This is a genomic window from Microbulbifer mixtoriginis (SeqCode) (assembly GCF_052466715.1).
On sequence record NZ_CP174288.1, the window covers coordinates 827,687 to 849,695 of the forward strand.

Annotated in this window: 17 protein-coding genes; 8 read left to right on the forward strand and 9 right to left on the reverse strand. The window is 44.8% G+C overall.

Annotated features, from left to right (window positions below; genetic code table 11):
* Positions 1-70: 70 nt before the first annotated feature.
* Positions 71-865 (reverse strand): class I SAM-dependent methyltransferase, encoded by a 795-nt coding sequence (locus ACJJH9_RS03650; RefSeq protein WP_444924346.1) that lies wholly within the window; start codon positions 863-865, stop codon positions 71-73.
* A 92-nt stretch (positions 866-957) separates the two neighbouring features.
* On the opposite strand from ACJJH9_RS03650, the gene ACJJH9_RS03655 reads away from it, so the two are divergent.
* A complete protein-coding gene (locus ACJJH9_RS03655; RefSeq protein WP_444924347.1) occupies positions 958-1,440 on the forward strand; it encodes a GFA family protein in 483 nt (160 codons plus the stop codon).
* A gap of 57 nt (positions 1,441-1,497) precedes the next feature.
* Here ACJJH9_RS03655 and ACJJH9_RS03660 read toward each other — a convergent pair whose 3' ends face one another.
* Positions 1,498-3,126 (reverse strand): di-heme oxidoredictase family protein, encoded by a 1,629-nt coding sequence (locus ACJJH9_RS03660; RefSeq protein ID WP_444924348.1) that lies wholly within the window; start codon positions 3,124-3,126, stop codon positions 1,498-1,500.
* A gap of 1,088 nt (positions 3,127-4,214) precedes the next feature.
* On the opposite strand from ACJJH9_RS03660, the gene ACJJH9_RS03665 reads away from it, so the two are divergent.
* The 7 genes from ACJJH9_RS03665 (at position 4,215) to ACJJH9_RS03695 (ending at position 14,901) form a co-directional block, all read left to right on the forward strand.
* Positions 4,215-5,372 (forward strand): NAD-dependent epimerase/dehydratase family protein, encoded by a 1,158-nt coding sequence (locus ACJJH9_RS03665; RefSeq protein WP_444924349.1) that lies wholly within the window; start codon positions 4,215-4,217, stop codon positions 5,370-5,372.
* A 93-nt stretch (positions 5,373-5,465) separates the two neighbouring features.
* A complete protein-coding gene (locus ACJJH9_RS03670; protein ID WP_444908891.1) occupies positions 5,466-6,494 on the forward strand; it encodes a glycosyltransferase family 4 protein in 1,029 nt (342 codons plus the stop codon).
* Between the two features lie 970 nt (positions 6,495-7,464).
* The gene (locus ACJJH9_RS03675; RefSeq protein WP_444924350.1) at positions 7,465-9,498 is read left to right on the forward strand and encodes a protein-disulfide reductase DsbD family protein; all 2,034 of its coding nucleotides are present in this window, start codon (positions 7,465-7,467) and stop codon (positions 9,496-9,498) included.
* A gap of 82 nt (positions 9,499-9,580) precedes the next feature.
* Positions 9,581-10,084: a protein disulfide oxidoreductase gene (locus ACJJH9_RS03680; RefSeq protein ID WP_444924351.1), complete on the forward strand. Its 504-nt coding sequence runs from the start codon at positions 9,581-9,583 to the stop codon at positions 10,082-10,084.
* A 148-nt stretch (positions 10,085-10,232) separates the two neighbouring features.
* The gene (locus ACJJH9_RS03685) at positions 10,233-11,051 is read left to right on the forward strand and encodes an MBL fold metallo-hydrolase (protein WP_444924352.1); all 819 of its coding nucleotides are present in this window, start codon (positions 10,233-10,235) and stop codon (positions 11,049-11,051) included.
* 112 nt (positions 11,052-11,163) lie between these two features.
* Complete coding sequence (locus ACJJH9_RS03690; protein ID WP_444924353.1) at positions 11,164-11,874, forward strand: aspartate/glutamate racemase family protein; 711 nt, start codon at positions 11,164-11,166, stop codon at positions 11,872-11,874.
* A 504-nt stretch (positions 11,875-12,378) separates the two neighbouring features.
* Positions 12,379-14,901 carry a TonB-dependent receptor plug domain-containing protein gene (locus ACJJH9_RS03695; RefSeq protein WP_444924354.1) on the forward strand — a complete coding sequence of 841 codons (2,523 nt, stop codon included), beginning with the start codon at positions 12,379-12,381 and terminating at the stop codon, positions 14,899-14,901.
* A gap of 68 nt (positions 14,902-14,969) precedes the next feature.
* On the opposite strand, the gene ACJJH9_RS03700 is transcribed toward ACJJH9_RS03695, so the two are convergent.
* From ACJJH9_RS03700 to nuoI, 7 genes are all read right to left on the reverse strand, one after another.
* The gene (locus ACJJH9_RS03700; RefSeq protein ID WP_252084835.1) at positions 14,970-15,428 is read right to left on the reverse strand and encodes a hypothetical protein; all 459 of its coding nucleotides are present in this window, start codon (positions 15,426-15,428) and stop codon (positions 14,970-14,972) included.
* 82 nt (positions 15,429-15,510) lie between these two features.
* The gene (locus tag ACJJH9_RS03705; RefSeq protein ID WP_252084836.1) at positions 15,511-17,052 is read right to left on the reverse strand and encodes an NADH-quinone oxidoreductase subunit N; all 1,542 of its coding nucleotides are present in this window, start codon (positions 17,050-17,052) and stop codon (positions 15,511-15,513) included.
* Positions 17,049-18,641 carry an NADH-quinone oxidoreductase subunit M gene (gene nuoM, locus ACJJH9_RS03710; RefSeq protein ID WP_444924355.1) on the reverse strand — a complete coding sequence of 531 codons (1,593 nt, stop codon included), beginning with the start codon at positions 18,639-18,641 and terminating at the stop codon, positions 17,049-17,051. The genes ACJJH9_RS03705 and nuoM overlap by 4 nt, the downstream gene beginning before the upstream one ends.
* On the reverse strand, positions 18,638-20,476 hold the full coding sequence (gene nuoL, locus ACJJH9_RS03715; protein ID WP_444924356.1) for an NADH-quinone oxidoreductase subunit L: 1,839 nt from the start codon (positions 20,474-20,476) through the stop codon (positions 18,638-18,640). Before nuoL ends, nuoM begins: the two co-directional genes overlap by 4 nt.
* Before the next feature lies 1 nt (position 20,477).
* Positions 20,478-20,795, reverse strand: a complete 318-nt coding sequence (nuoK, locus tag ACJJH9_RS03720) for an NADH-quinone oxidoreductase subunit NuoK (protein ID WP_435583630.1) — start codon at positions 20,793-20,795, stop codon at positions 20,478-20,480.
* Positions 20,785-21,309, reverse strand: coding sequence for an NADH-quinone oxidoreductase subunit J (gene nuoJ / locus ACJJH9_RS03725; RefSeq protein ID WP_252084839.1), 525 nt, complete (start codon positions 21,307-21,309; stop codon positions 20,785-20,787). The genes nuoK and nuoJ overlap by 11 nt, the downstream gene beginning before the upstream one ends.
* A gap of 166 nt (positions 21,310-21,475) precedes the next feature.
* Positions 21,476-21,994, reverse strand: a complete 519-nt coding sequence (nuoI, locus tag ACJJH9_RS03730; RefSeq protein WP_444885850.1) for an NADH-quinone oxidoreductase subunit NuoI — start codon at positions 21,992-21,994, stop codon at positions 21,476-21,478.
* Positions 21,995-22,009: the final 15 nt, after the last annotated feature.

Here is a 22,009-nt window from a genome sequence, read left to right on the forward strand (position 1 = left end):
AGCCCTAAAAAGTTAGCAGCTAAGGGTGATTTGAGTTCACTAGTTTTAAAATTAATACATGGATGCCGATTCATTTGACGGCTTCAATAATAAATCGCTTGATGCGCACTCCAGCATGTTTATGCATTACTGGATGTGTTTTTTTGTAGTAGGCGTCCATCACTTGCTGGGCAAATTCTTGTCTTTGCGAGTTCTGCAGATGTCGAAATTGAGGCACCCAAGATAAGAAAAACGCTGTGAGCGTGTCTTGGGTGCCGAAATTTTCCACATGATGGATTTCATCGATCCTGGGCAGGTAAAACCCAGCTTCCTCGATATAATTGCGCATCGCATTCAAGGAATAATGGTTGTAAGGATCGAGAAAGTTCTCAAAATATGGCTGCCACTGATTGTTGTTTTGGAATTCGTACACCGTATCCCAGAAATTCTCATGGTCAACCTGAAAGCCGGCCACAATCTTGCCATCCTCTCGTAGGTGTTTGTAAAAGCCATTCCAGACCTTCTTCTGGTCTGCCACCCAGTGCAAGCAGCTGAAAGAAAAAATAATGTCGAACTGCTTATCAAACTGAATTTCATCGGCGCTCATTTGCTCGAAGGAGAGATTGGGTACGCCGGAGTGGGCTTTGCGGGCGTGGCGAATCATATCCTCAGTGAGGTCCACACCGACGATCTTGCCACTCTTGAGGTGTTCGGCTAGATAGCGGGTGATTCTGCCATCGCCACAGCCCACATCGAGGATAGTACTGGCGCCTTGATAGTTGCAGCGCTGGATAGCTTCCATGGCGTGCCGCCACTGCATGGAGGAGGCCTTTACATATTCCTGGGCCTGCCACTTATCGTGTCTGACGGGCTTATCGATTGCCATGGCGGCATAACCCTTGATTGTGGGACCGCTAACCAGTCTAGCCTAGATACAGACATTGGAGGTGTAAGCAAGACAAGTGGGGAGATTTTATATTGAAACTAAAAGGTTCCTGTCACTGCCAGTCGGTGCGATTCAATCTTAAATGTGCACAACCATACCCATTTAACCGCTGTTACTGTTCGATTTGCCGCAAGACGGCTGGGGGAGGGGGCTATGCCGTTAACCTGGGAGGGGATTACCAGTCGCTGACGGTAAAAGGGAGGGAGTTTATCTCAGTGTATCAGGCAATATTGCGAGATAAGTCTGGCAGCAATAGTGCCAGCCCGGCGCAGCGCCATTTTTGTTCCCGCTGTGGCAGTGCGCTTTGGTTGTGGGACCCCCGCTGGCCCGATCTGGTCCACCCATTTGCCTCTGCGATAGATAGTGAACTTCCCGTACCACCGGAACTTACCCATATGATGCTGGCCTTTGCCAAAACCTGGGTAGAGCCGGATATTCGAGCCGCGGACAAGCATTTCGATGAGTACCCAGATGAGTCACTGGCAGAGTGGCATCAACGCCATAATTTGTACTGAGATGTGAAAGGGGCGAGCCGATAGGCCGCCCCGGTTGGATTGTGGGTTTTTAGAGGCTTACTCTGGAGCCAGGTAAAGTACCAGGTTATCCAGGAAATTCAGCAGGTCGGCTTTGTCACCATCGCTAAGGGCTTCAAACTGCTCTTTACTGGGTTGTGCATCCCCTCCGTGAAACAGAATAGCTTCCGTCATGGTGGTGGCGCGGCCATCGTGTAGATAGGGTGGTGTGGAGCCAACTCCCCACAAGTTTTCGGTAAGGAATACCGAGGCACCCACGTTGCCCTCATCGAACTCCTCAGCCAGGGCTCGGCCCATATCGTGGCGTTTCAGGTCGCCATAGAGGCGTACAATTGCTCCGCCATTCTCGGACTCCTCGAACTGTCCCAGGGTCTGGCCGGAAGGTAGCTCCTGAGGGTTGTCGAGAATATCTGTCAGCAGGTTAAATTGCAGGGAGGTAGTGGGTAACCCGGCAATGTTGCCCGCTGGGTAGGTCTCATCGCGATAGCTGGCGTGTTTCGACGGTTCATAAAATATTGGTGAGCTGACTTCCATCTCGGGAGAGTGGCAGGAGGCGCAGCTGATAGAGGAGAAAATTTCCTCGCCATTTTGAATGCTAGCAATATCTGCCTCACTGAGAGGTAGTCCGTAGGTTTCCCTTTCCTCTTCATTCAGGGTATCAATCACGCTGTTCAATTCGAGCTTGGTGACTGGCCGTGGTTGTGCAGCGTTGTAGATTGCCAGTGCGGTGATATCCCCCACGCTCAGTTCGTTGCTGACAGAGTCGAAGTCGCTATCGGTATCACCGACCAGTTCGGTGGCCTGCATACCGAGTTCCTGGTGCGCAGCACCTCGCACAAAAGCACGTACGAAGCCGGTTAGTCCCTTCCACTCAAAGGGGCGCACAACGAGATCGGTATCAATACCAGCGAGATTGTCGTAGTTGACGTTTTCACAGGAAACGGATATTTCACCAAAATCCACCCCTTTGGCTACCATTTCCACAGTGGCACTGTCACCGGAGACACAACTGTCGTCGACAGCCTGATCCCTGAGGTTGTGTAATTCGGTGGTCATTTCCTCGGCCACCAACTGTACCGCGCCCATGCCGAACAGGTGCGGCGAGTTACGCTCAATAAAGCCTTTTTGTTTACGCTCTGGGTCCATACGGATCACGTTATCGTTCACACCACCGCCGCCATCGGCAACGGGAACATTGTGACAACTGATACAGGAATCACCGTTGGGGCCTGTAGCTCGATGGGGCAAAATATTGGCCCAGGCCCTTGGGCCTTTGAGATCAGGGCGCGGAAAACTGGTGAAGCGCTTACCGTTGCCGACATTGACACCTACCCCATCGAGCGCGTTGTAGTTCATTTCAAATAGCTCATCACCTTCTTCGAAAGCATGAACATAGGCCTCAATTGGCTCCATTGCTTCCAGTGTGGCCTGATCAATATGGCCACCGAGGTGTATTTCCACAGCGCCAGCTTCCAGAATCTGGACGGTGTTAAAGATTGAACTGAAATCGAAGGGTTGTTGCTTGGGTGGCCGCGGACCTTTTCTTGCGTTCTTAGGTACCCGATGCTTGTCATGTTTAGAACCAAAGTCCGCGAGGACTGGAGGTGCAATAAATGTTAGGGCCGATATTGCCAGGGAAATAGGCAATAAGTGTCTTCTGGAAATCATCAGCTATATCTCCCGGTACGAAATAGAATGCGGATGGAGCAGTATATTTATGAAAATGCACGGGTAGAAAGTGCGGCAATTTATCCAGGGGCTGATCAGTCAGTCTCAGGAAAAATTGCTAAATAGATTCTTGGTGAGGATATTTTTATTCCCACAAAGTGCATTTCAATAAAGCTTAAATGCATCCTTGCAAGCCGCTTACGGAAAACCGTTTGCGGAAGTAGGCTCAAAAAATAGGGAGATTTGCTGATAGTTGGCTTTTTAGAGAACTAACTTTCTGCTAGAGCTAATGCCCTAAGTACGACCCCAGATATTTATTTTTGCCCATAACCCTCTGCGCTGCTGCACAGACCTTTTGTATTTGTCTTACGTGTCTTAGTTGTCATCTCGGCGTGTGAAGTTCCCATTAATTTAGATAAATTAAAAAGTTGTTTTTCGATGACAGTTGGCCGCTTGGTAATGGTGGTCAGTACTTTAATCTGGCAGTCATAAGTTTTTGGTACAGCAAATAATAAAGCCCCGTGTTTTTATGAGTGCAGGTTTTCTTCAAAGTGAGGAATAGGTTTAGTCGCTCTGTTGGCTCTGCCTTGCGTGGATGGGCTCAGGTTTTCCTGATCATGATTGGAATGTGGAAGGAATGTGCAAATGTCTATTGCACATGAAATGGTGGTGATCTACGCCGGTGAAGATAATCAAAAATGATTGTAAATCTTGTCTGATTGGTTGGGACTTGCTTAGTAATTTGAAGGTTGTTCAAGGTAACGCTGAATTCCTGAATGATCTACTCTGTTCCCACAAAAGCCAAAGAAAGTGAAGATTGGCGCTATTTCCCTTTGATTGGCGCTTATTTTGTCTTTGACGCCATATATTTCACACTGCAAACAGTGAGATAGTTCTAGCAGAGATGCTTTGCTTTATCCGTGAGTTAAGTTTGAGTGGAAATTACTGATAAAGATAACCAATAAGCGAAAGGATTTTGCTCTTGGATTGGATATGCCGCTAGTGAAGATAATCTAGTTCGTTATCAATAGTTGATTCAGTGTATTCAAATAGAAGTCATTTTTCTGTCACTAATAAATGAGGTTAGGGTGAGAAAAGTACTGGTTCTTGGTGGGGATGGATTCTGCGGCTGGCCAACCGCCCTTCATCTTTCTGATGCAGGCTATGAAGTTATAATTGTCGATGATTTTTCAAGGAGAAAAACCGATATAGAGCTGGAAGTCGAGTCGCTCACGCCTATTCAGCCATTAGGAGAGAGACTGAGGGTTTGGCGAGAAGTGTCGGGCAAGAATATTCGGCATGTTGTAATCACTATCGGTAAAGAATATCACAGGCTGCTAGAGCTATTGGTTACCGAGAAACCGCACACAATTGTACACTTTGCCGAACAGCGATCAGCGCCTTATTCGATGAAGTCATCAAGCCATAGACGATTGACGGTTAATAATAATTTGAGTGCGACCAACGATATTCTTGCCGCGATTGTAGAGAGTAAGCTGGATATTCATCTTGTACACCTGGGAACTATGGGTGTTTATGGTTACGGCACTGCCGGCATGAGAATTCCAGAAGGATATCTGGAGGTGCAAGTGGAAGAGGAAGGTAGATTTATCAGTTCGGAAATTTTATATCCTCCGAATCCTGGTTCTATCTATCATATGACTAAGGCTCAGGATCAGTTATTGTTTGCTTTTTATAGTAAAAATGATGGGCTGCGTATTACTGATTTACATCAGGGTATTGTTTGGGGCACACAAACAAATCAAACCCGTAAGGATGAGTATCTTATCAATCGATTTGATTATGATGGAGATTATGGCACTGTATTGAATCGATTTTTAATGCAGGCTGCGATTAATTATCCCCTTACAGTTCATGGTACCGGTGGGCAGAAACGTGCTTTTATCCATATTCAGGATAGTTGCCGTTGTATACAGTTAGCGATAGAAAATCCTCCGGAAAAAGATGATCGGGTCAAAATATTGAACCAGATGACTGAAATACATCGAGTCAGGGATCTGGCGAAGTTGATTGCTGATAAAACAGACGTGGCTATTGCCTATGTGGATAACCCAAGAAAAGAGTCTCCAGAAAATGATTTACTGGCTGTTAATGACCAGTTGCTGGAGATGGGGCTACAGCCGATCACGCTGAGTGATAAGCTTTTATCAGAAGTGGAGCAGGTGGCAAAGAAATATTCCAGTCGCTGTGATCAGAGCAAAATACCCTGCTTGTCAAAATGGTAAGTGTCGGAATCGTCTCAGCTTTATTTAGTGGTTTCGTATTTTTGTTGGCGCTGCTTTGAAACGATTCTTCTCTTTAGATAAAGGTTTTATGGTATGAAAATATTGATTGCTACGGACACCTATCCGAAGCAGCTTAATGGCGTATCGCGGGTTCTAGAGAAAACCATAAAAGAATTGTCTGTTCGAGGGCATGAAGTCAAGCTTTTATCTGTTGATGACTTTAGGTATTTCCCCTGGCCTGGATATCATGAAATTAGAATTGCAGTATTCCCTGGTTCCCGTCTTGCTCGTATTGTTGATGATTTTTCCCCAGATACTATTCATATCATGACAGAGGGGCCAATTGGTATTTCCATGCGGAGATATTGTAAAAAGCGAGGTTTAAGATATACAACTTCATGGCTTTCAAGACTGTCTGAATATGTTTCCCTAAGATACAAAATACCTGTAAGTTGGTTGCATAGACTACTTGTGGATTTTCACCAGTCTGCAGCTCAAACGATGGTGACAACTACAAGTATGGAGACAGAAGCAAGAAATTTAGGTATTAGTAGGATTGTTCGCTGGCGTCGAGGAGTGGAGTTGGATAAATTTCACCCGGTTGAAACTGAAATTTTTTCAGGGCTGCCCAGGCCAATTATGTTAAATGTTGGTCGTATTGCTGTGGAGAAGTCACTAGATAGGTTTTTGTCTATTAATACTCCTGGAACCAAAGTGGTGGTAGGAGATGGTCCTCAATTAAATGCATTAAAGAAAGAGTTTCCAGAGGTAATTTATTTGGGGGTAAAAGAGGGAGAGGCATTAACCGAGTGTTATGCTGGAGCGGATGTTTTTGTATTTCCATCTTTGACAGATACTTTCGGTTTGGTGAATCTTGAGGCGTTAGCTTGTGGCCTGCCAATTGCGGCCTATCCGGTCACCGGACCAAGAGATATCATTGGCGATGCACCGGTTGGTGCTATGGATGAAGATCTTGGGGTGGCTATTCAAAAAGCTCTTACATTCAAATCAGAGGATTGTATCGCACGAGCGAGAACTTTCTGCTGGGATTTGGCTACTGAGGACTTTTTGGAGAATTTGGTTCCTGTTAATGTTGAGCATCCTTTATTGGCTGAATATTGAAAAGATAAATTATATAAATATTGATAGTGTGGATAAAAAGGGTTAAGTTCAGCTTGTATTTTATAAGTATATGTAATGACCCATTTCAGATTAAAGATGAAAGTATGTGTTGGGGGGCGAACTCGCGCAAGGGTATTATATATATCAATGATATCATTAAAACTTTCATAGAAAATTGAGGTTGAATTTTACAGGTTTTCACGCCCAAAGACTCAATTCCAGAGTGCCATTTTTATTTTATAAATACTTTATCCACTCTTTATGAGTCCAGAAATAAAAGAAATCTTAAACATTGCGTTGAAAGATAAGTGCTCACTAGAATTATTGCTTCTGATTGTTTTTCTCTACAGTCTGTCAGATTAAATTACCTACCTCTTTGAGGCACTATTCGCCGTAAAAGCGCAGATACATTAAATCAGAAAACATATTCTGGCGGATTTTGCTGATAAATTTCAGATGGTTGCCTTTTTCTTAGGCGTCACTCCCTTTTCCATAAGATTGATACTGAATAAGCGAGAGACCAATATGGAAAGCAATGAGCGCTGGAAAGGGCATAAGGAACGCCGTCATAATATTCAACGACTGACAAGTGGTTGATCTGTAAGCGGTCTGCCAGAGTCTCGATATCTATTTCCAATCAATTATTTTTCTACTATGTGCTGATGAGTATCTAAATACCAGGCTAATCGGCGGCTATTTTTTGTGCCAAGATGAGCTGTGAGTAAGTTTTAGGTCTCTGACCAGCCTGGAGCCTAAGGAGCGATGGTTATAGATTATTGAAAAACTTAAAGGGCTGACGAAGATCTCAAACGAGAACCTGCGTCTAATTACAAAAGTTAGTAAGGGGATATTGACGGGGTAATCTGCGTCCAATTTATTGATCTTAAGTGGTTATCTCTCAGTATAGTGTTCATAGATAACCAGTATTGCATTTTTAAATTTCCCAGGCATAAGGCCCAAGGAAAAGAGTGTGTTTAAAATCAAGTTTGTCTTGATAATCATCATTAGTGGATTGGCTTTTTTTTATGGTTCATTCCTTTATGCAGAGGAAGAGACTTCCGGCGATCATGTGCGTATACGTTGGTTAGCTCCTTCTAGCTTTGAAGAAGTACGCACCGAAAAAATTGGTATCTACTTCGAGGTGGACCCTGAGTGGCACGTGTATTGGCGAAATCCGGGAGATTCCGGAGCCGCGCCCCGTTTTAATATACAGGCTTCGGGGGCAAGCATAGGAAATATTGAATGGCCTTTTCCAACTCGTTTGAAGGTGGAACACCTTACAAACCTGGGTTATGAGAGCAGTGTTGCCTATCTTTTTGACCTCAAACCCAAGTCAGGAGCTGAGCAAGTCGCTTTGAAAGCGGATCTTGAATGGCTTGTGTGTAAGATCGAGTGCATTCCAGGACGTGGCACCATAACCTTAACCCGCCCTGTTGGGAAGCAGCCCAAGTGGACAGGAGATGACTTGATAATAAGGGATTACTTTGCAGAGAGAGTGCCTATCTCGAGTGAAAGCAGCCCTTGGATGATAAAATCGCTGGTTCCTCAAGGAAAAGACCGCATACGCTTGTTGATTGAAGCACGTGAGAAAGGTCAGGTACCACAGGTTTTTCCACTGGATGGAAAAGTCATCTCTCCCGCCAAGCCAAGGGTCCGACGAGATGGTTGGTCACTCATCTATCTCTTCCAGCGCCAGCCTGAGGCGACTACTCCCGCGGTAACTAGTTTTGTCATCAGTGATGGAAAACAGGCCTGGAATTTTGATGATGTCTCCTTCGGTAGCCCTCTACCTACTGAGAAGTGGCGTCCCATTTGGCTGATCATCCTCACGGCATTTATTGGCGGGGTCATATTGAATCTGATGCCCTGTGTCTTCCCTGTTCTTTCAATTAAGCTGCTTGGCTTAATAGGGGAGGGCTATAGCGGTGGTTCTCGCCCTTTGGAAGGGCTCATTTATGCTGCTGGCGTGGTTAGCACCTTTACGATCCTAGGCTTGTTACTTTTACTACTTCGAGCAGGAGGGGCATCTATAGGGTGGGGCTTTCAACTTCAGTCCCCTGAAGTGGTGTTGAGCCTGATTGTATTATTTTGGGTGATGGCCATGTCTTTTCATGGAGTCTTTGAATTTGGTCAACACTTGGTGAAGGTTGCAGGCCTGAGTAAAGGGGGAACCTTTGGTACAGGTGCCCTTGCAGTGTTTGTTGCTGCACCCTGTACTGGACCATTTATGGGCGTAGCGTTGGGCTCTGCAACAATATTACCTCCACTGGAGGCCATGCTTATCTTTATCTCTATGGGGATTGGTTTAGCAGCTCCATTCTTAATTCTCTGTGTTAGCCCATCACTCCTAAGAAGGCTTCCATCTCCGGGACCATGGATGGAAAAACTTCGCCAATTTCTGGCTTTTCCACTCTACGCTACAGTAATTTGGCTCCTTTGGATTCTGGGGCGAATGGAAGGAGAGATGGGTTGGCTAATGGGTACCTCTATGGTACTGATAGCAACGATTATCCTCTGGATGATACATAACTCCACAGGTTTAGTTAGGGGAATTTCCTGGGGGCTCTTATTTATCAGTTTGCCGTTAGCTTTTAAGGTTATGGAGCGAGCAGATCAGAAAATGATACAAACTTTAGTTTCATGGCAAAAGTATGATCCTGAACTGCTTAAACAGGCGCAACAGGAAAAGCGTTCAGTGTTTGTCGACTACACAGCTGCTTGGTGTGTTACCTGTCAGGTAAATAAAAAGCGAGTGCTTGATAAAGAGGAAACATTAAAACTTTTTCAGGATAATAATGTTTTGTTACTGCGTGCCGATTGGACTCGAGAAGACCCAGAAATTACTGAATCCCTGGCCGCATTAGGGCGCAACTCAATCCCTGTTTATGCTTGGTATCCTGCTGGAGCAAAGAGACCCAAGCTTCTACCTCAGGTATTGCAGGAATTTATGATTGTCGATTTGTTCGAAGATAGTAATAACAACGAAGAGGATGAGGAGCGATAGAGTTGAGCCACTCTTAGTTGTACAGAGTGAGATGGATATCAAAAATTGGCTAGAAAAATTTAAAATATAGGAAAAGTTTACGGTGCAAATTCAATGGTACCGGGCGGCGGTAAAAATAGTAGCCTTTTCTATACTAGCTATATTGGTAATGGCTGCGGTTGGCTATTACCAGCAACGAGACCTTCCCAAAGACACAGCTCCACCACTAGAAGGTAAAACCATAAATGGAAACTTGTTAAACCTTAAAGAGATGACAACTCATGGACCAGTCCTTATTTACTTTTGGGGCTCCTGGTGCCCTTATTGCCGTATAGTATCTCCCAAAATATCTGAGCTGGCGCGGGAATATCAGGTTTTGGGAATTGCCATGCAATCTGGTGATAAGGATGAGGTAGAGAAATATATGCTCCGGCACAATCTGAAGTTTCCTACAATCAATGACCCCGTGGGCAGAATAAGTTCCCGTTGGGGAATCAAAGTAACGCCAACGATGATTATTGTGGGGAGTGACGGAAAGATTGCCTGGACTACCAGTGGTGCTACCACCAAGCTTGGCTTGAAATTGCGTATGGAACTCACGGAATAGTCTTTTTAGCAGATTAATGACTCAATAGGTCGATGCTGTCACCAATTTTATCCCTACTTTATCAGATATCTAGACCTTCTCACTGAGGTATAACTATCTTAAATCTCTAGTCTTCTCAATTTTTCGGTCTCAGGCATGGGAGGCTTGTGTGTCGGTCATTGATTCATTTGACTACAAAGATCTTGATGCGCAGAGAGTTGGCAGATTTGATTTTGGGATCAATACCACATTTATTGTTTATCGCTTAAAAGATACCATTATTGATACAGGGCCTAGCAATCAATGGAAGTATGTCAAGTGGTTTGTGAAAAACAAGCCGTTTCGTCAGCTTCTACTTACTCACCATCATGAGGATCATAGCGGCAATGCCGGCGCTATCTATAAGTTGACAGGAGTTCAACCTCGTGCCCCCAAAGCCACTATAGAAATTCTTAAACGGGGTTTTCGTATACCGCCAATTCAAAGGTTAATTTGGGGGGCTGCCGGGCTGGCTGAAGCAGCCGAATTGCCAAAAGATCTGCGTATAGCCGGCGAGAAAACAATACCTATCGCCGCACCAGGCCATGCTAAGGATATGACCTGTTACCTGATGGAAGACCGGGGCTGGATTTTTACTGCTGACCTCTATGTGGCCAGTCATCTAAAAATGTTGCGTAAGGATGAAAGTATTCCGGTTTTGATGAAAAGCATGCGCAAAGTACTTCAATATGAATTTGATCTTATCTTATGTCCCCATCGGGGTTTGGTAGAGAATGGTAAGAAAAGGCTTCAAGAAAAGTATGATTACTTACTTAGCCTGTCGAGTTCTGCTCAGGAGTTGGGGCGCCAGGGAGTATCACTTAAAGAAATTACTCGTCGCCTTTTGGGGAGGGAGAATATGATGGCTCTTCTTTCAGGTTATAACTTCAGTAAAAGAAACTTGATTGCTTCTTGTATGTCCATGGATCCATCAAAGTACACCGAGTAGCCATATTTTATATTTTTATTTCTTTTATCTGATTGTTTTTCTATTGGTTGTTTTTACTGCTGGGTTACTTTAAATTTGTTGCTTAATTTTATAAAAGTTAGGTGAGCAAGTAGTGAAGCGTGAAGTTAGAAAAGTTGGCCTAATTGGCGGTATGAGCTGGGAGAGTACACAGCTTTATTACAGGTTAATTAACCAGGGGTTCAATCGATGTCTTGGAGGATTACACTCAGCAGAGATTATTTTATACAGTGTCGATTTTTATAAAGTGGAGAAGCTACAGCGATCCGGCAACTGGGATGAGGCAGGCTGCCTTTTAGCACAAGCCGCCAAAGCGTTGGAAGCTGCTGGGGCAGATTGCATTCTAATTTGTACCAATACCATGCATAAAGTCGCGGATCAGGTGACGGCTTCCGTAGGTATTCCTCTCTTACATATTGCCGATGCTGTAGCTGAAGTTTTGCTTAGAGATAAAGTCAATAAGGTAGGGTTGCTGGGTACTGCTTTCACCATGGAACAGGATTTTTATCGTAAATACATTCAGGAAAAGTACGGAATAAACCTGATAGTTCCCGCAGCCCCAGATAGGGAAATTGTTCATCGGATAATTTATGAGGAGCTTTGTAAGGGCAAGGTTGAAGTTGCATCAAAGCAGCAATATCTGCGTATTATCCACTCGTTGTCGGCTCAAGGGGCGGATGGTGTGATTCTTGGCTGTACCGAGATTGGTATGCTGGTTTCACAAGAGGATGTGACTATCCCACTGTTGGATACTACTCAAATTCATGCGAATAAAGCTGTGGAATTTTCCTTGAACGCTTCCTAGTCAGTTTTTGGGGCCTATAGGAATATATTGGGGTCCAATACCTTTATGTGGATGTTGGTCCCTACTTATTTTACCTTTTTAGGATGGGCTATTTCACTCTGGAGTAAAAATCAGTTACTATTTCGCATATCCTTTGTTTGTATGACAGTTGCCTACCTAGTACTCTGAAAATTACTTCCTATTAATCTCCTTTAGTTCGTTTTGCTGTGAATTCTCACAGTGACATGAATGTCATTATCACCTCAATAGACATGATTTAAATTGTAAATACCTGTTATTTAGGTATTTTAATTTTCCATTTTTGCTGGCATTTTTTACCTGTGTCACGCTTCTTGCAGTGATGAAGAATGATGATGTCCATCATTGGAGGGGCGGGCTATATCAGTACGCTATTCGGCACGTACTGTTCCAATCAGGATAGATTGCTTCGTACCCGGTACCACACTGCCGAAAAATGATCGATTAGCATTGGAAGATAAAACCAATAATTGACAGGGTAATTACATGAAAGAAAATAAGAAGCGTTGGCTAGCGGCCTGTGGCGCGCCATCGCTATTGGCAATGGCGGTTGCCGCTGTGTCCAGCCCCGCAGTTGCCGAGGATGCACTTCTGGAGGAAGTCATCACTATCGGTACCCGTGTTGAGGGGCGTTCGGCTACGGATTCCTCCGCACCTATCGACATCGTTACTGGTGACGAATTTGTTAACCAAGGTGATGGTGACCTCAACAACCTGCTGCGCAATGTTGTGCCTTCCTACAATGTCAATGCCAAGCCGATCTCTGATGCCGCATCAATTGTACGCCCGGCCAACCTGCGTGGACTGCCGCCCGATAGCACCCTGGTTCTAGTAAACGGTAAGCGCCGCCACCGTGCTTCTGTGATTGCTTTCCTTGGTAGTGGCGTATCGGATGGTGCCCAAGGACCTGATATCTCTGCTATTCCAGCGATTGCACTGAAGCAAGTAGAAGTACTCCGTGACGGTGCGGCCGCTCAGTACGGCTCTGATGCCATTGCCGGGGTGATTAACTTCCAGCTTAAAGATGCTGCTGAGGGTGGCACCGTTGAGGTGAAGCATGCTACCACTGCCGAGGGTGATGGCGACCAGAGTATGGTTGCTGCCAACTTTGGCCTGCCGTTGACCGATTCTGGTTTTGTAAACTTCAGTATGGAGTATCGCGAGCAGGACTCCACAAGCCGCAGTACCCAGCGGGACGATGCTACGCAGCTGATCGCCGATGGCAATACTCATGTTGCTAATCCAGCGCAAATTTGGGGTCAGCCCGAAGTTGATGATGACACTAAGTTCTTTATTAACAGTGCCATTGAGCTGAACGATACTGTTGAGCTATATGCCTTTGGTAACTACGCCAGCCGTTCAACCGATGGGGGATTCTATTTCCGTAATCCAGAAAATCGAGATGGGGTTTTTACCTATAAGGATGAGATTGACACAAATGGTGATGGGGTCCCTGACAAGGAGGTTGTTTTACCTCTGATAGGTGATTTAGATCCCAGCAATGGTATTGATAATTGTCAGAATGTCAGTGTCTCTGAAGCCCATGATCTCGATGAATGTTTCTCCTTTACCGAGATGTTCCCTGGCGGGTTTACTCCGCGCTTTGGTGGTGATCTAGAAGATTACTCCATGGTCTTCGGGTTGCGTGGTGAATTGGCCAATGGTATTGGTTACGATGTCAGTGCCAGTAGGGGCCAGAACAAAGTAGATTTCCATATCTACAATACCATTAATGCCACAATGGGCCCAAATACCCCAACCAGCTTTAGCCCTGGTGGTTATGCGCAAACTGAGACTAACTTTAATATTGACCTGACCAAGGCTACTGAAATTTCCGGTAAGGCATTGTATATGGCCGGGGGCTTTGAGTGGCGTGAGGAAGAGTTCGAAGTCAATATGGGGGATGAAGCCTCATGGACTCAAGGTCCATTGACAGAACAAGAATTCCTTATTGGTTCTAATGGTTTTTCTGGGTTCGGACCTGAAGTTATTGGTACTTTCGACCGCGATAATATTGCGCTCTATACCGACTTTGAACTGGAAGCGACTGATAATCTTCGCTTGGGCACAGCCCTACGCTGGGAAGATTTCTCAGACTTCGGCAGTACTTTCAACTATAAGGTTTCCGGACATTGGGCAATTAATGATGTAATCGCCTTGCGCTCTACATACAGTACCGGCTTTCGTGCACCTACACCAGCTCAGTCAAATATAAGTAATGTGACTACGGCTTTTGCAGATGGTCAGCTAGAGAATAAAGGTACTATCCCACCGACAAACCCTGTTGCGGTATTAAAAGGTGGGAAACAACTACAACCTGAAGAGTCGAAAAACTTTACTATTGGCGCCATTATTGCTGCCGGTGACTGGGATATTACCCTCGATTATTTCCAAATTTCCGTAAGTGATCGTATCACCCAGTCTGCCGATCAGGAACTTAGTGAAGCGGAAAAAGCGCAACTGGTGGCCGATGGTATTAGCGGAGCTGATTCACTAACATCGATTCGCTTTTATACCAACGACTTCGACACCAAGACCCGTGGAATTGATGTGGTGGCAACCTATCCGCTCGGAGATGCCACTGACTTAAGTTTCGCAGCAAACTGGACTGATACAGAAGTCACCAAGTATCGGGAAGAAACCATCAGTGATATGCGTCTTGGGCAGTTGGAAGATGGTCTGCCCAACATTCGTGGTAATGCAACCATTTCTCATGCGGGTGAAGGATGGCGTGGTCTAGTTCGTTTGAATTACTATGGCAGCTACTGGGAAGCGCACCTGGATGATTACAGCCTACCCATTGATGCCGGTGATGAGTGGACTGTGGATATAGAGGGTGCCTATGACTTTAGCGATTCGCTGTCGCTGATCGCAGGGGCTGAAAATCTGTTTAATAACTACCCAGATAAGAACCCCTGGTCAGGTGTTGCAGGCGCTGAATACCCCGAGACAGCACCAATGGGCTTTAATGGTGCGCTCTACTATGTACGTGCACAGTATGAGTTTTAAGCCCTCAGTGAATAGCTTTACTTAAAAGCTATCGTTACTGTAAAAAAGCCCGCTTTATGCGGGCTTTTTTACATGTCCCAGAGAGAGTTAGTTGCCATAGATAAGGTGATACGTTCTTTGTCTTGTATCTGCTTCAAGTCCTCAAAGACTTCTTTTACTTCCATGGACTCAATAGCGCCGTACACCGCTTCATAAAGACTGGAAAAATATCGGTCTACTTCCCTTCCAATATTATTGACCTCTTTGATAGTGGGCGGGTCACTAAGTGGCAGTTGGCGAATAAAATCATGGGCGGATTCTTCATGGGTGTACTGTAACCAGGTCTGCATGACCTTTTGCTGGGCGATTTCTCCATAGTTTGAGAGGTTTCTCGCCATACGTTGTTCATGCTCTAACATATGCCTTAATAACAGTTGAGTTCGATAATCCTCAGATTTTTCAAGTAAATTCTCGTAAAGGTCTGCCATATCCAGGTGAAACTTTTCTGCATCCTGAATGATTTCAAATGCCTGCTTGAAAGTCTTCATAGGTCTGCCCTTTGATACCCAGGAAATTGTTATTGGGCGGAAAACAGGTCGTATCTTCTTGCGGCCATACCCTAATTAATCTTTATAGTGCATTTATCCAGTTGATCAAGATCTGAGGAAAAATACCGAATACTAACAGAGCCCCCGTCAGTGCCAGTAGTAACAACTGGCCAGATGCAGCAATTTGTACTGTGCCGTTAGAGGTTGTATCCAGGGAGCTATCACGTTGTACTAGGGTAAGAAGTAGTCTTAGATAATAGAAAAGTCCCAGAGCACTACCGATAACCACACCCGCTAGAAGCCCCCACATTTCACCCTCAACCCCTGCTGTAAACACGTAGAACTTGCCAATGAAGCCAATAGTTAGCGGTATGCCGGCAAGGGAGAGGAGCATGGCAGCGAAACAGCTGGCCAACCAGGGGGAGCGCCAGAGCAACCCCTGATAAAATGCACGCTGATAGGGATTCTGGCTATCTGAAGTGGGATTTTCAGGGTACTCTCCACTGAGCACTTTTTCTTCAACCGAATCGGCGACCAAGCCCACTATCGCAAAAGCACCTAGGGTAGTAATTATGTAAGCTATCAAGTAATAAATAACGGCCTCTGTGCCAAAGGTGCTTTTTCCTATGATAAAAGCCACAATCAAATAACCGATATGTGCAATTGAAGAGTAGGCTAAAAGGCGTTTGATATTCGACTGCATTAATGCGAGAAGATTTCCTACAATCATACTGGCTATGGCTGCAATAGAAAGCATATCGATTAAAGTTTTGCTGCTGTATAGGTCCAGAGTATTAAAGAAACGTAATAGGAAGCCAATAACCGCTCCTTTGGCTACGGTTGCAATCAAGGCTGTTGTTGGCGTGGGGGCCCCTTGGTAAACATCAGGTGTCCAAATATGAAAGGGCACAAGTGATAATTTAAAAGCCACAGAGATAAGAAATAAAGTAACTCCAGTCGCAAATAGCGTGGAGGTCTGGGATAACTCAGTAATTCGAGAAGCTATGCCGGTAAAGTCTAGCGCGCCAGAAGCGCTATAAATAAGCGCAATACCGAACAGGCCTAATGCAGTGGATAGTGCTGATAGAATTAAATATTTAATGGCTGATTCAAGGGACTGAAGCTGCTCTCTTTTTGGGGATAGATCGCCAGTTAAGGAAAAACCTAGCATGGGGTAAAGAGAGAGGCTAATTAACTCAAGTCCCAGGAAAAATGTTGCAAAATGGCTGGAGAAAATCAGAGTGCAGGCACCAAGCATTGCCAGAAGCAATAAAATATAATATTCCTCTGGATAACTACCAGCTACTCCTTTTGGGTCACAGCGTAGACGTAGGTAGTTGAACCCCATAATACTGACGGCAAAGGCGGTTACCAGTAATATAAGTGTGAAAAATAATGCAGTGTAGTCGATCAGGATGAGCTCAGTTACCTGAAGCGAGCTTGTCGCACCAGTCAGTTCATCGGCAACCCAAAAGCAAGAAGCCATGGCAAGTAGTAGAGTGATTAGGGTGGTTACCAATGCACCCAGGTGCCCACGCCAAAAAGATACCTGTAACAATAGAATAACTATGCCTGCACTAAGTATCAGTAGTGGCAGTATTCCAAAAAGTTCCTGTGCACTCATGGGGTGTTATCCTCAACTGAGGTCGGTTTAAGCTTGGGTGAGAGAGTCTGAGATGATAATTGTTCATTTGATATTTTTTGATCATTTAAAACAGCATCAATTCTTGTTGCGGACCGTTGAACAGTTGGATCGGCAATATCAAAAACTGGTTGTGGGCGTAAACCGATAAAGACTAATAGGACGGCGAGAGTGAGAAGGGCGCTAGATTCCCGTATACTCAGATCTGTAGCCTCGTGTTCCTGAATCGGCTTTTCCAGTCGCTTGTTCAGTTTTCCAAAGAATACCTTTTGCATCATAAGTAAGGCATAGAGCGCTGCACCAATAAGCCCAATTGCAGCCAGGGCTGTAAGCCAGTGATTACTTCGGAAACTACCTACAAGTACGGTGAACTCAGCAACAAAATTGCCTAAACCAGGTAGGCCCAGAGATGCTACTGCGAAGAAAAGCGCAACGGCGGATAACTTTGGCAATCTGGCCCAAAGACCGCCCAACTGGTGCATATCTCTGGTGTGAAAGCGGTGCTGAATAGCACCCACCAGGGCAAATAAAGCTGCAGTACTCAAGCCGTGAGCGATCATTTGCATAACAGCTCCTTGAATAGCAATAGTATCAAGGGCATACAAGCCAAGTAACACAAACCCCATATGGCTAACACTGGAATAGGCTACCAACCTCTTCATGTCTCTTTGAGCAAAGGCGAGCATTGCTCCGTAAATAATACTGAGTGCTCCAATAGTCATTGCTACCGGTGCAAATGCTACTGAGCTTTCAGGAAATAGCGGTAGGTTGAAGCGCAATAAGCCATAAGCACCCGTTTTAAGGAGAATGGCGGCCAGTAGGATACTCCCTGCTGTAGGTGCCTGAGTATGTGCGTCTGGTAACCAAGTATGGAAAGGTAAAGCTGGTAATTTGACTATGAAAGCAACAAAAAAACCTAACATTATCCAGTAGGCAATTCCGGGTGATAGACGGGCATCTAGTAGGGCATTGTAATTAAAAGTGAGCTGCCCGGTGTTGGTGTAGTGGATATAAACAAGAGCAACTATCGCAATAAGCATTAGAAGACTGCTTGCTTGAGTAAAAATAAAGAACTTGATTGCGGCGTAAATACGTTGCTCATAACCCCATACTGCGATTAAGAACAGCATGGGTATCAGCATGACTTCCCAGAAAAAGAAGAAAAGGAAAAGATCAATAGCGGTAAAGACACCAACAACACCGGCTAAAGTCCATAGGTAATTGAAATAGAAGAAACCTCTGCGAAAATTAATATCATTCCAGGTCATTACTATCCCAAAAATTCCCATTGCCAGTGTCAGTACCAGCATGAGAAAACTTAAGCCATCAATGGCTAAATGGAAGTCAATTCCAAATCTGGGAATCCAGGGTATTTGTAAACTCTCCCACCAAGGCTCCGATGTGCCAACTTCTGTTGAATGAATAAATGTTGAGTAGTTTGTGAGTAATAAGGCGGCAAGTAATAAGCTGATCATACTGATCCAGCGCCCACCAGTTTTAAAATAGCGCTCAGCTAGCCAGGCTAGCACGCCGCCGGCGAACAATATAATAATGATCGTTAAAAGGGTCATAACGCCACCAGAAGTGCGAGGAATAGAATGGAACCAACGGCGAAGGTAGTTAGGTACCAACGCACTTGTCCATTTTGCGAGGTACTTAGAAGAGCATGCATTTGTCGGCTAATTGTTGCGGTGCCTTTGTAAATACTATCAATAATATCATTGTGGTTTATTTGAGTAAGAAACTTGAAAGGTCGCATCAGTAGATGATCGTATATCCAATCGAATCCCCAGCCGGAGAACCAGAACTGCAATAGACTTGAACGTTGTTCTCCTGTTCTTTGCTCATGACGGAATAACTTCCAGGCAATGGCAAGGCCTATTAATGGCATTGCAATAGCAGTGCCTTCGATCCAGGGGGAGTGGGCTTCGTCTGGGCGAACACCAAATACGGATTGCAGCGGCGGGGCCAATAAGCCACCAAATAATGCCAACACTGCGAGAATACAGAGAGGTATGCTCATTACAGGGATATTGGCATCTTTACAATGAGTGGAAGCTTGACCCTCTCTTCCCAAAAACACGAGAAATAATACACGGAAACTGTAAATTCCAGTTACGAGTGCTCCGAGTATGCCGGCGAGCCACAAGATGTTAATGCCTTGGTGATATTCCCAGGCGCTCAATAATATATGGTCTTTACTATAGAATCCTGAGGTGAAGGGAAGTGCAGCAAGGCATGCACATCCAATGGTAAAACAAATAAAAGTGAGTGGTATTTTTCGATAGAGTCCACCCATTGAAAAAACATTTTGTTCATGATGCAGGCTTAAAATTACTGATCCTGCAGATAGGAATAGCAGGGCCTTAAAAAATGCATGAGTCATTAAGTGAAAAATAGCACCAGACCAAGCACCAACGCCTAAAGCAAGAAACATGTAACCGATCTGACTAATTGTGGAGTAGGCGAGTACTCTTTTTATGTCACTTTGAGCTATTGCACTGAAGCCAGCCAGAAGTAGTGTGAGAGCGCCAACGGCTGCCACAGCGGTCATTGTCACTTCCGATAACATATAAAGAGGATGCATACGGGCAATTAAATATACACCTGCGGTAACCATAGTGGCAGCATGTATCAGGGCACTCACTGGTGTTGGACCAGCCATGGCATCAGGTAGCCAGGTTTGCAGTGGTAATTGTGCCGACTTACCCACGGCACCACCCAGTAAGAGAAGGCACGCTAAAGTGACTATGTCATTGTTTACATCTGGACCGTTTATGGTCGAGACAAGCTCAGGAATGTTTAGTGTTGAGAATTCATAGAAAAGCAGAAACAAGCCGATAGCCATTGCCGTATCACCAATACGGGTGACGATAAAAGCTTTTTGGGCAGCTGCTCCATTGGCTGGATCCTTATACCAAAAACCAATCAGAAGATAGCTGCAGAGTCCAACACCCTCCCAGCCAAGATAAAGTAAGACCAGATTATCAGCCAAAACCAGAATCAACATGGCACAGACAAACAGGTTTAGGTAAGCGAAGTAACGGCGGAAATCCAGGTCCTCCCGCATATAGCCCACTGAATAGAGGTGGATAAGAAATCCAACACCAGTGATAATCAGTAACATCACCATGGTTAGCCAGTCCACGTGGAAATTGAAACCTAGTTTCAGGTTGTCCACCAACATCCACGACCATAGAGAAATATTGACTGATTCAGAGGGATTCCCCCAAAATAAAACAATGGCCACAATTATCGTAAATAGAGCAGCCAAGCCAACACTGCCTACGCCGATATAGGCAATCATTTTTTGCGAAGGCTCATCCCGATGAAATAGTGGGATAGCTACCAATGTGAGGAAGCCAATCAGTGGTAAAAGTGGCACCCAAGCCAATAGGCCCTGCATGTTAGCCTCTCAATTCATTTAATTGATCAATATCAACAGTATGCTTGCGATGATAAAATTGCAGAACTAAGGCAAGCGCAATTGCTACTTCAGCTGCCGCAAGAGTGACGACAAATAAGAACATTACCTGGCCATCAGCATTTCCCCAATGTGCACCAGCGACTACGAACATCAGTGCTGCAGCATTTGTGCAAATCTCCACACACATCAGCATGAAAATGACATTTCTTCGCATCATTAATCCTGCCAGTCCCAAGCAAAAGAGGATGGCTGCAAGTAAAACACCTGCCTCAAGACCTGGTGCGGTTTCAATTGGCATTATTAGATCCCTCTGAATCAATATTTCTACGACGAGCTAAGTGAAATGCACCAACTAATCCAGCCAGCAATAACATTGAAGCCAACTCTACAGCGAGAACATAGTGGCTAAATAGCGCGATACCTACTTGTTTGGGGCCTATGTAGTGATAGGTTTGACTTGAAGAGATTTGTCCATTACTCACCAATATAATAAGTTGAGCTAATAATAAGGCAGACAATAAAGCCGGGCCGATCCAGGTTCTGGGCTGGAGCCACGCTTGTTCCTGAGCTACAGTGGAATCTCCCTGGTTGAGCATCATAATGACAAAAATAATCAATACCATAATTGCCCCGGCATAAATAATCACTTCTAGAGCAGCAGCGAGAGGGGCTCCAAATTGATAAAAGATTACAGCCACTGCGAGTAGCGATGTCACTAGATAAAGAAGGGCATGTACAGCATTTTTATGAAAAATAACCATGGTTGTGGACGCTACGGCTATGGCAGCTGTCAAATAGAAGATAAGATTCATGCCTTTCGGCTCCCTGGTATTGTGTTAGTCGGTTGAGTGATTTTTTCTCAGCGACTTTTTCTTGTTTAGTGAATTATTTTTGTTGTTTTTAATTATTGTTTTCTTTGCCGGCGACTGTTGGCCTGTTGATGATTGTTGGGGCTAATAATGATGTGTATTTTTAAAGCTATAGATTCAGGCCCTTAACATTAATTGGCTCTGCTTCATTATCTGCCTGGCCCTTATCTTTTCCTTTTATGGCTTTGCCTGCGACCTGATAAAAACTATAGTCGTGATATTTTCCTGGTCCATCAATCAATAGATCTTCCTTTTCATACACCATGTTTTGACGATCGTATTCACACATTTCAAAATCAGGTGTTAATTGGATCGCATAAGTTGGGCATGCATCTTCACAGAGTCCACACATGATGCAGCGGGAAAAATTAATACGGAAATATTCTGGACGCCAACGACCATCAGGATCTTCGGTTTTCTGTAAAGAAATACAATCTGGCGGGCAGGCAACTGCACAGAGATTACAGGCTACGCAGCGCTCGTCGCCATTGGGATCCCGGCTTAAAATAATTCTCCCACGGTAGCGTGGTGCCAGGTAAGGTTTCTCCTCTGGATACTGAACGGTGACATTACGCCGGAATAGATGTTTAAATATTAACCACATACTGCGAATTTGACTGGCGATCATTTCCGTCCTCCGGCA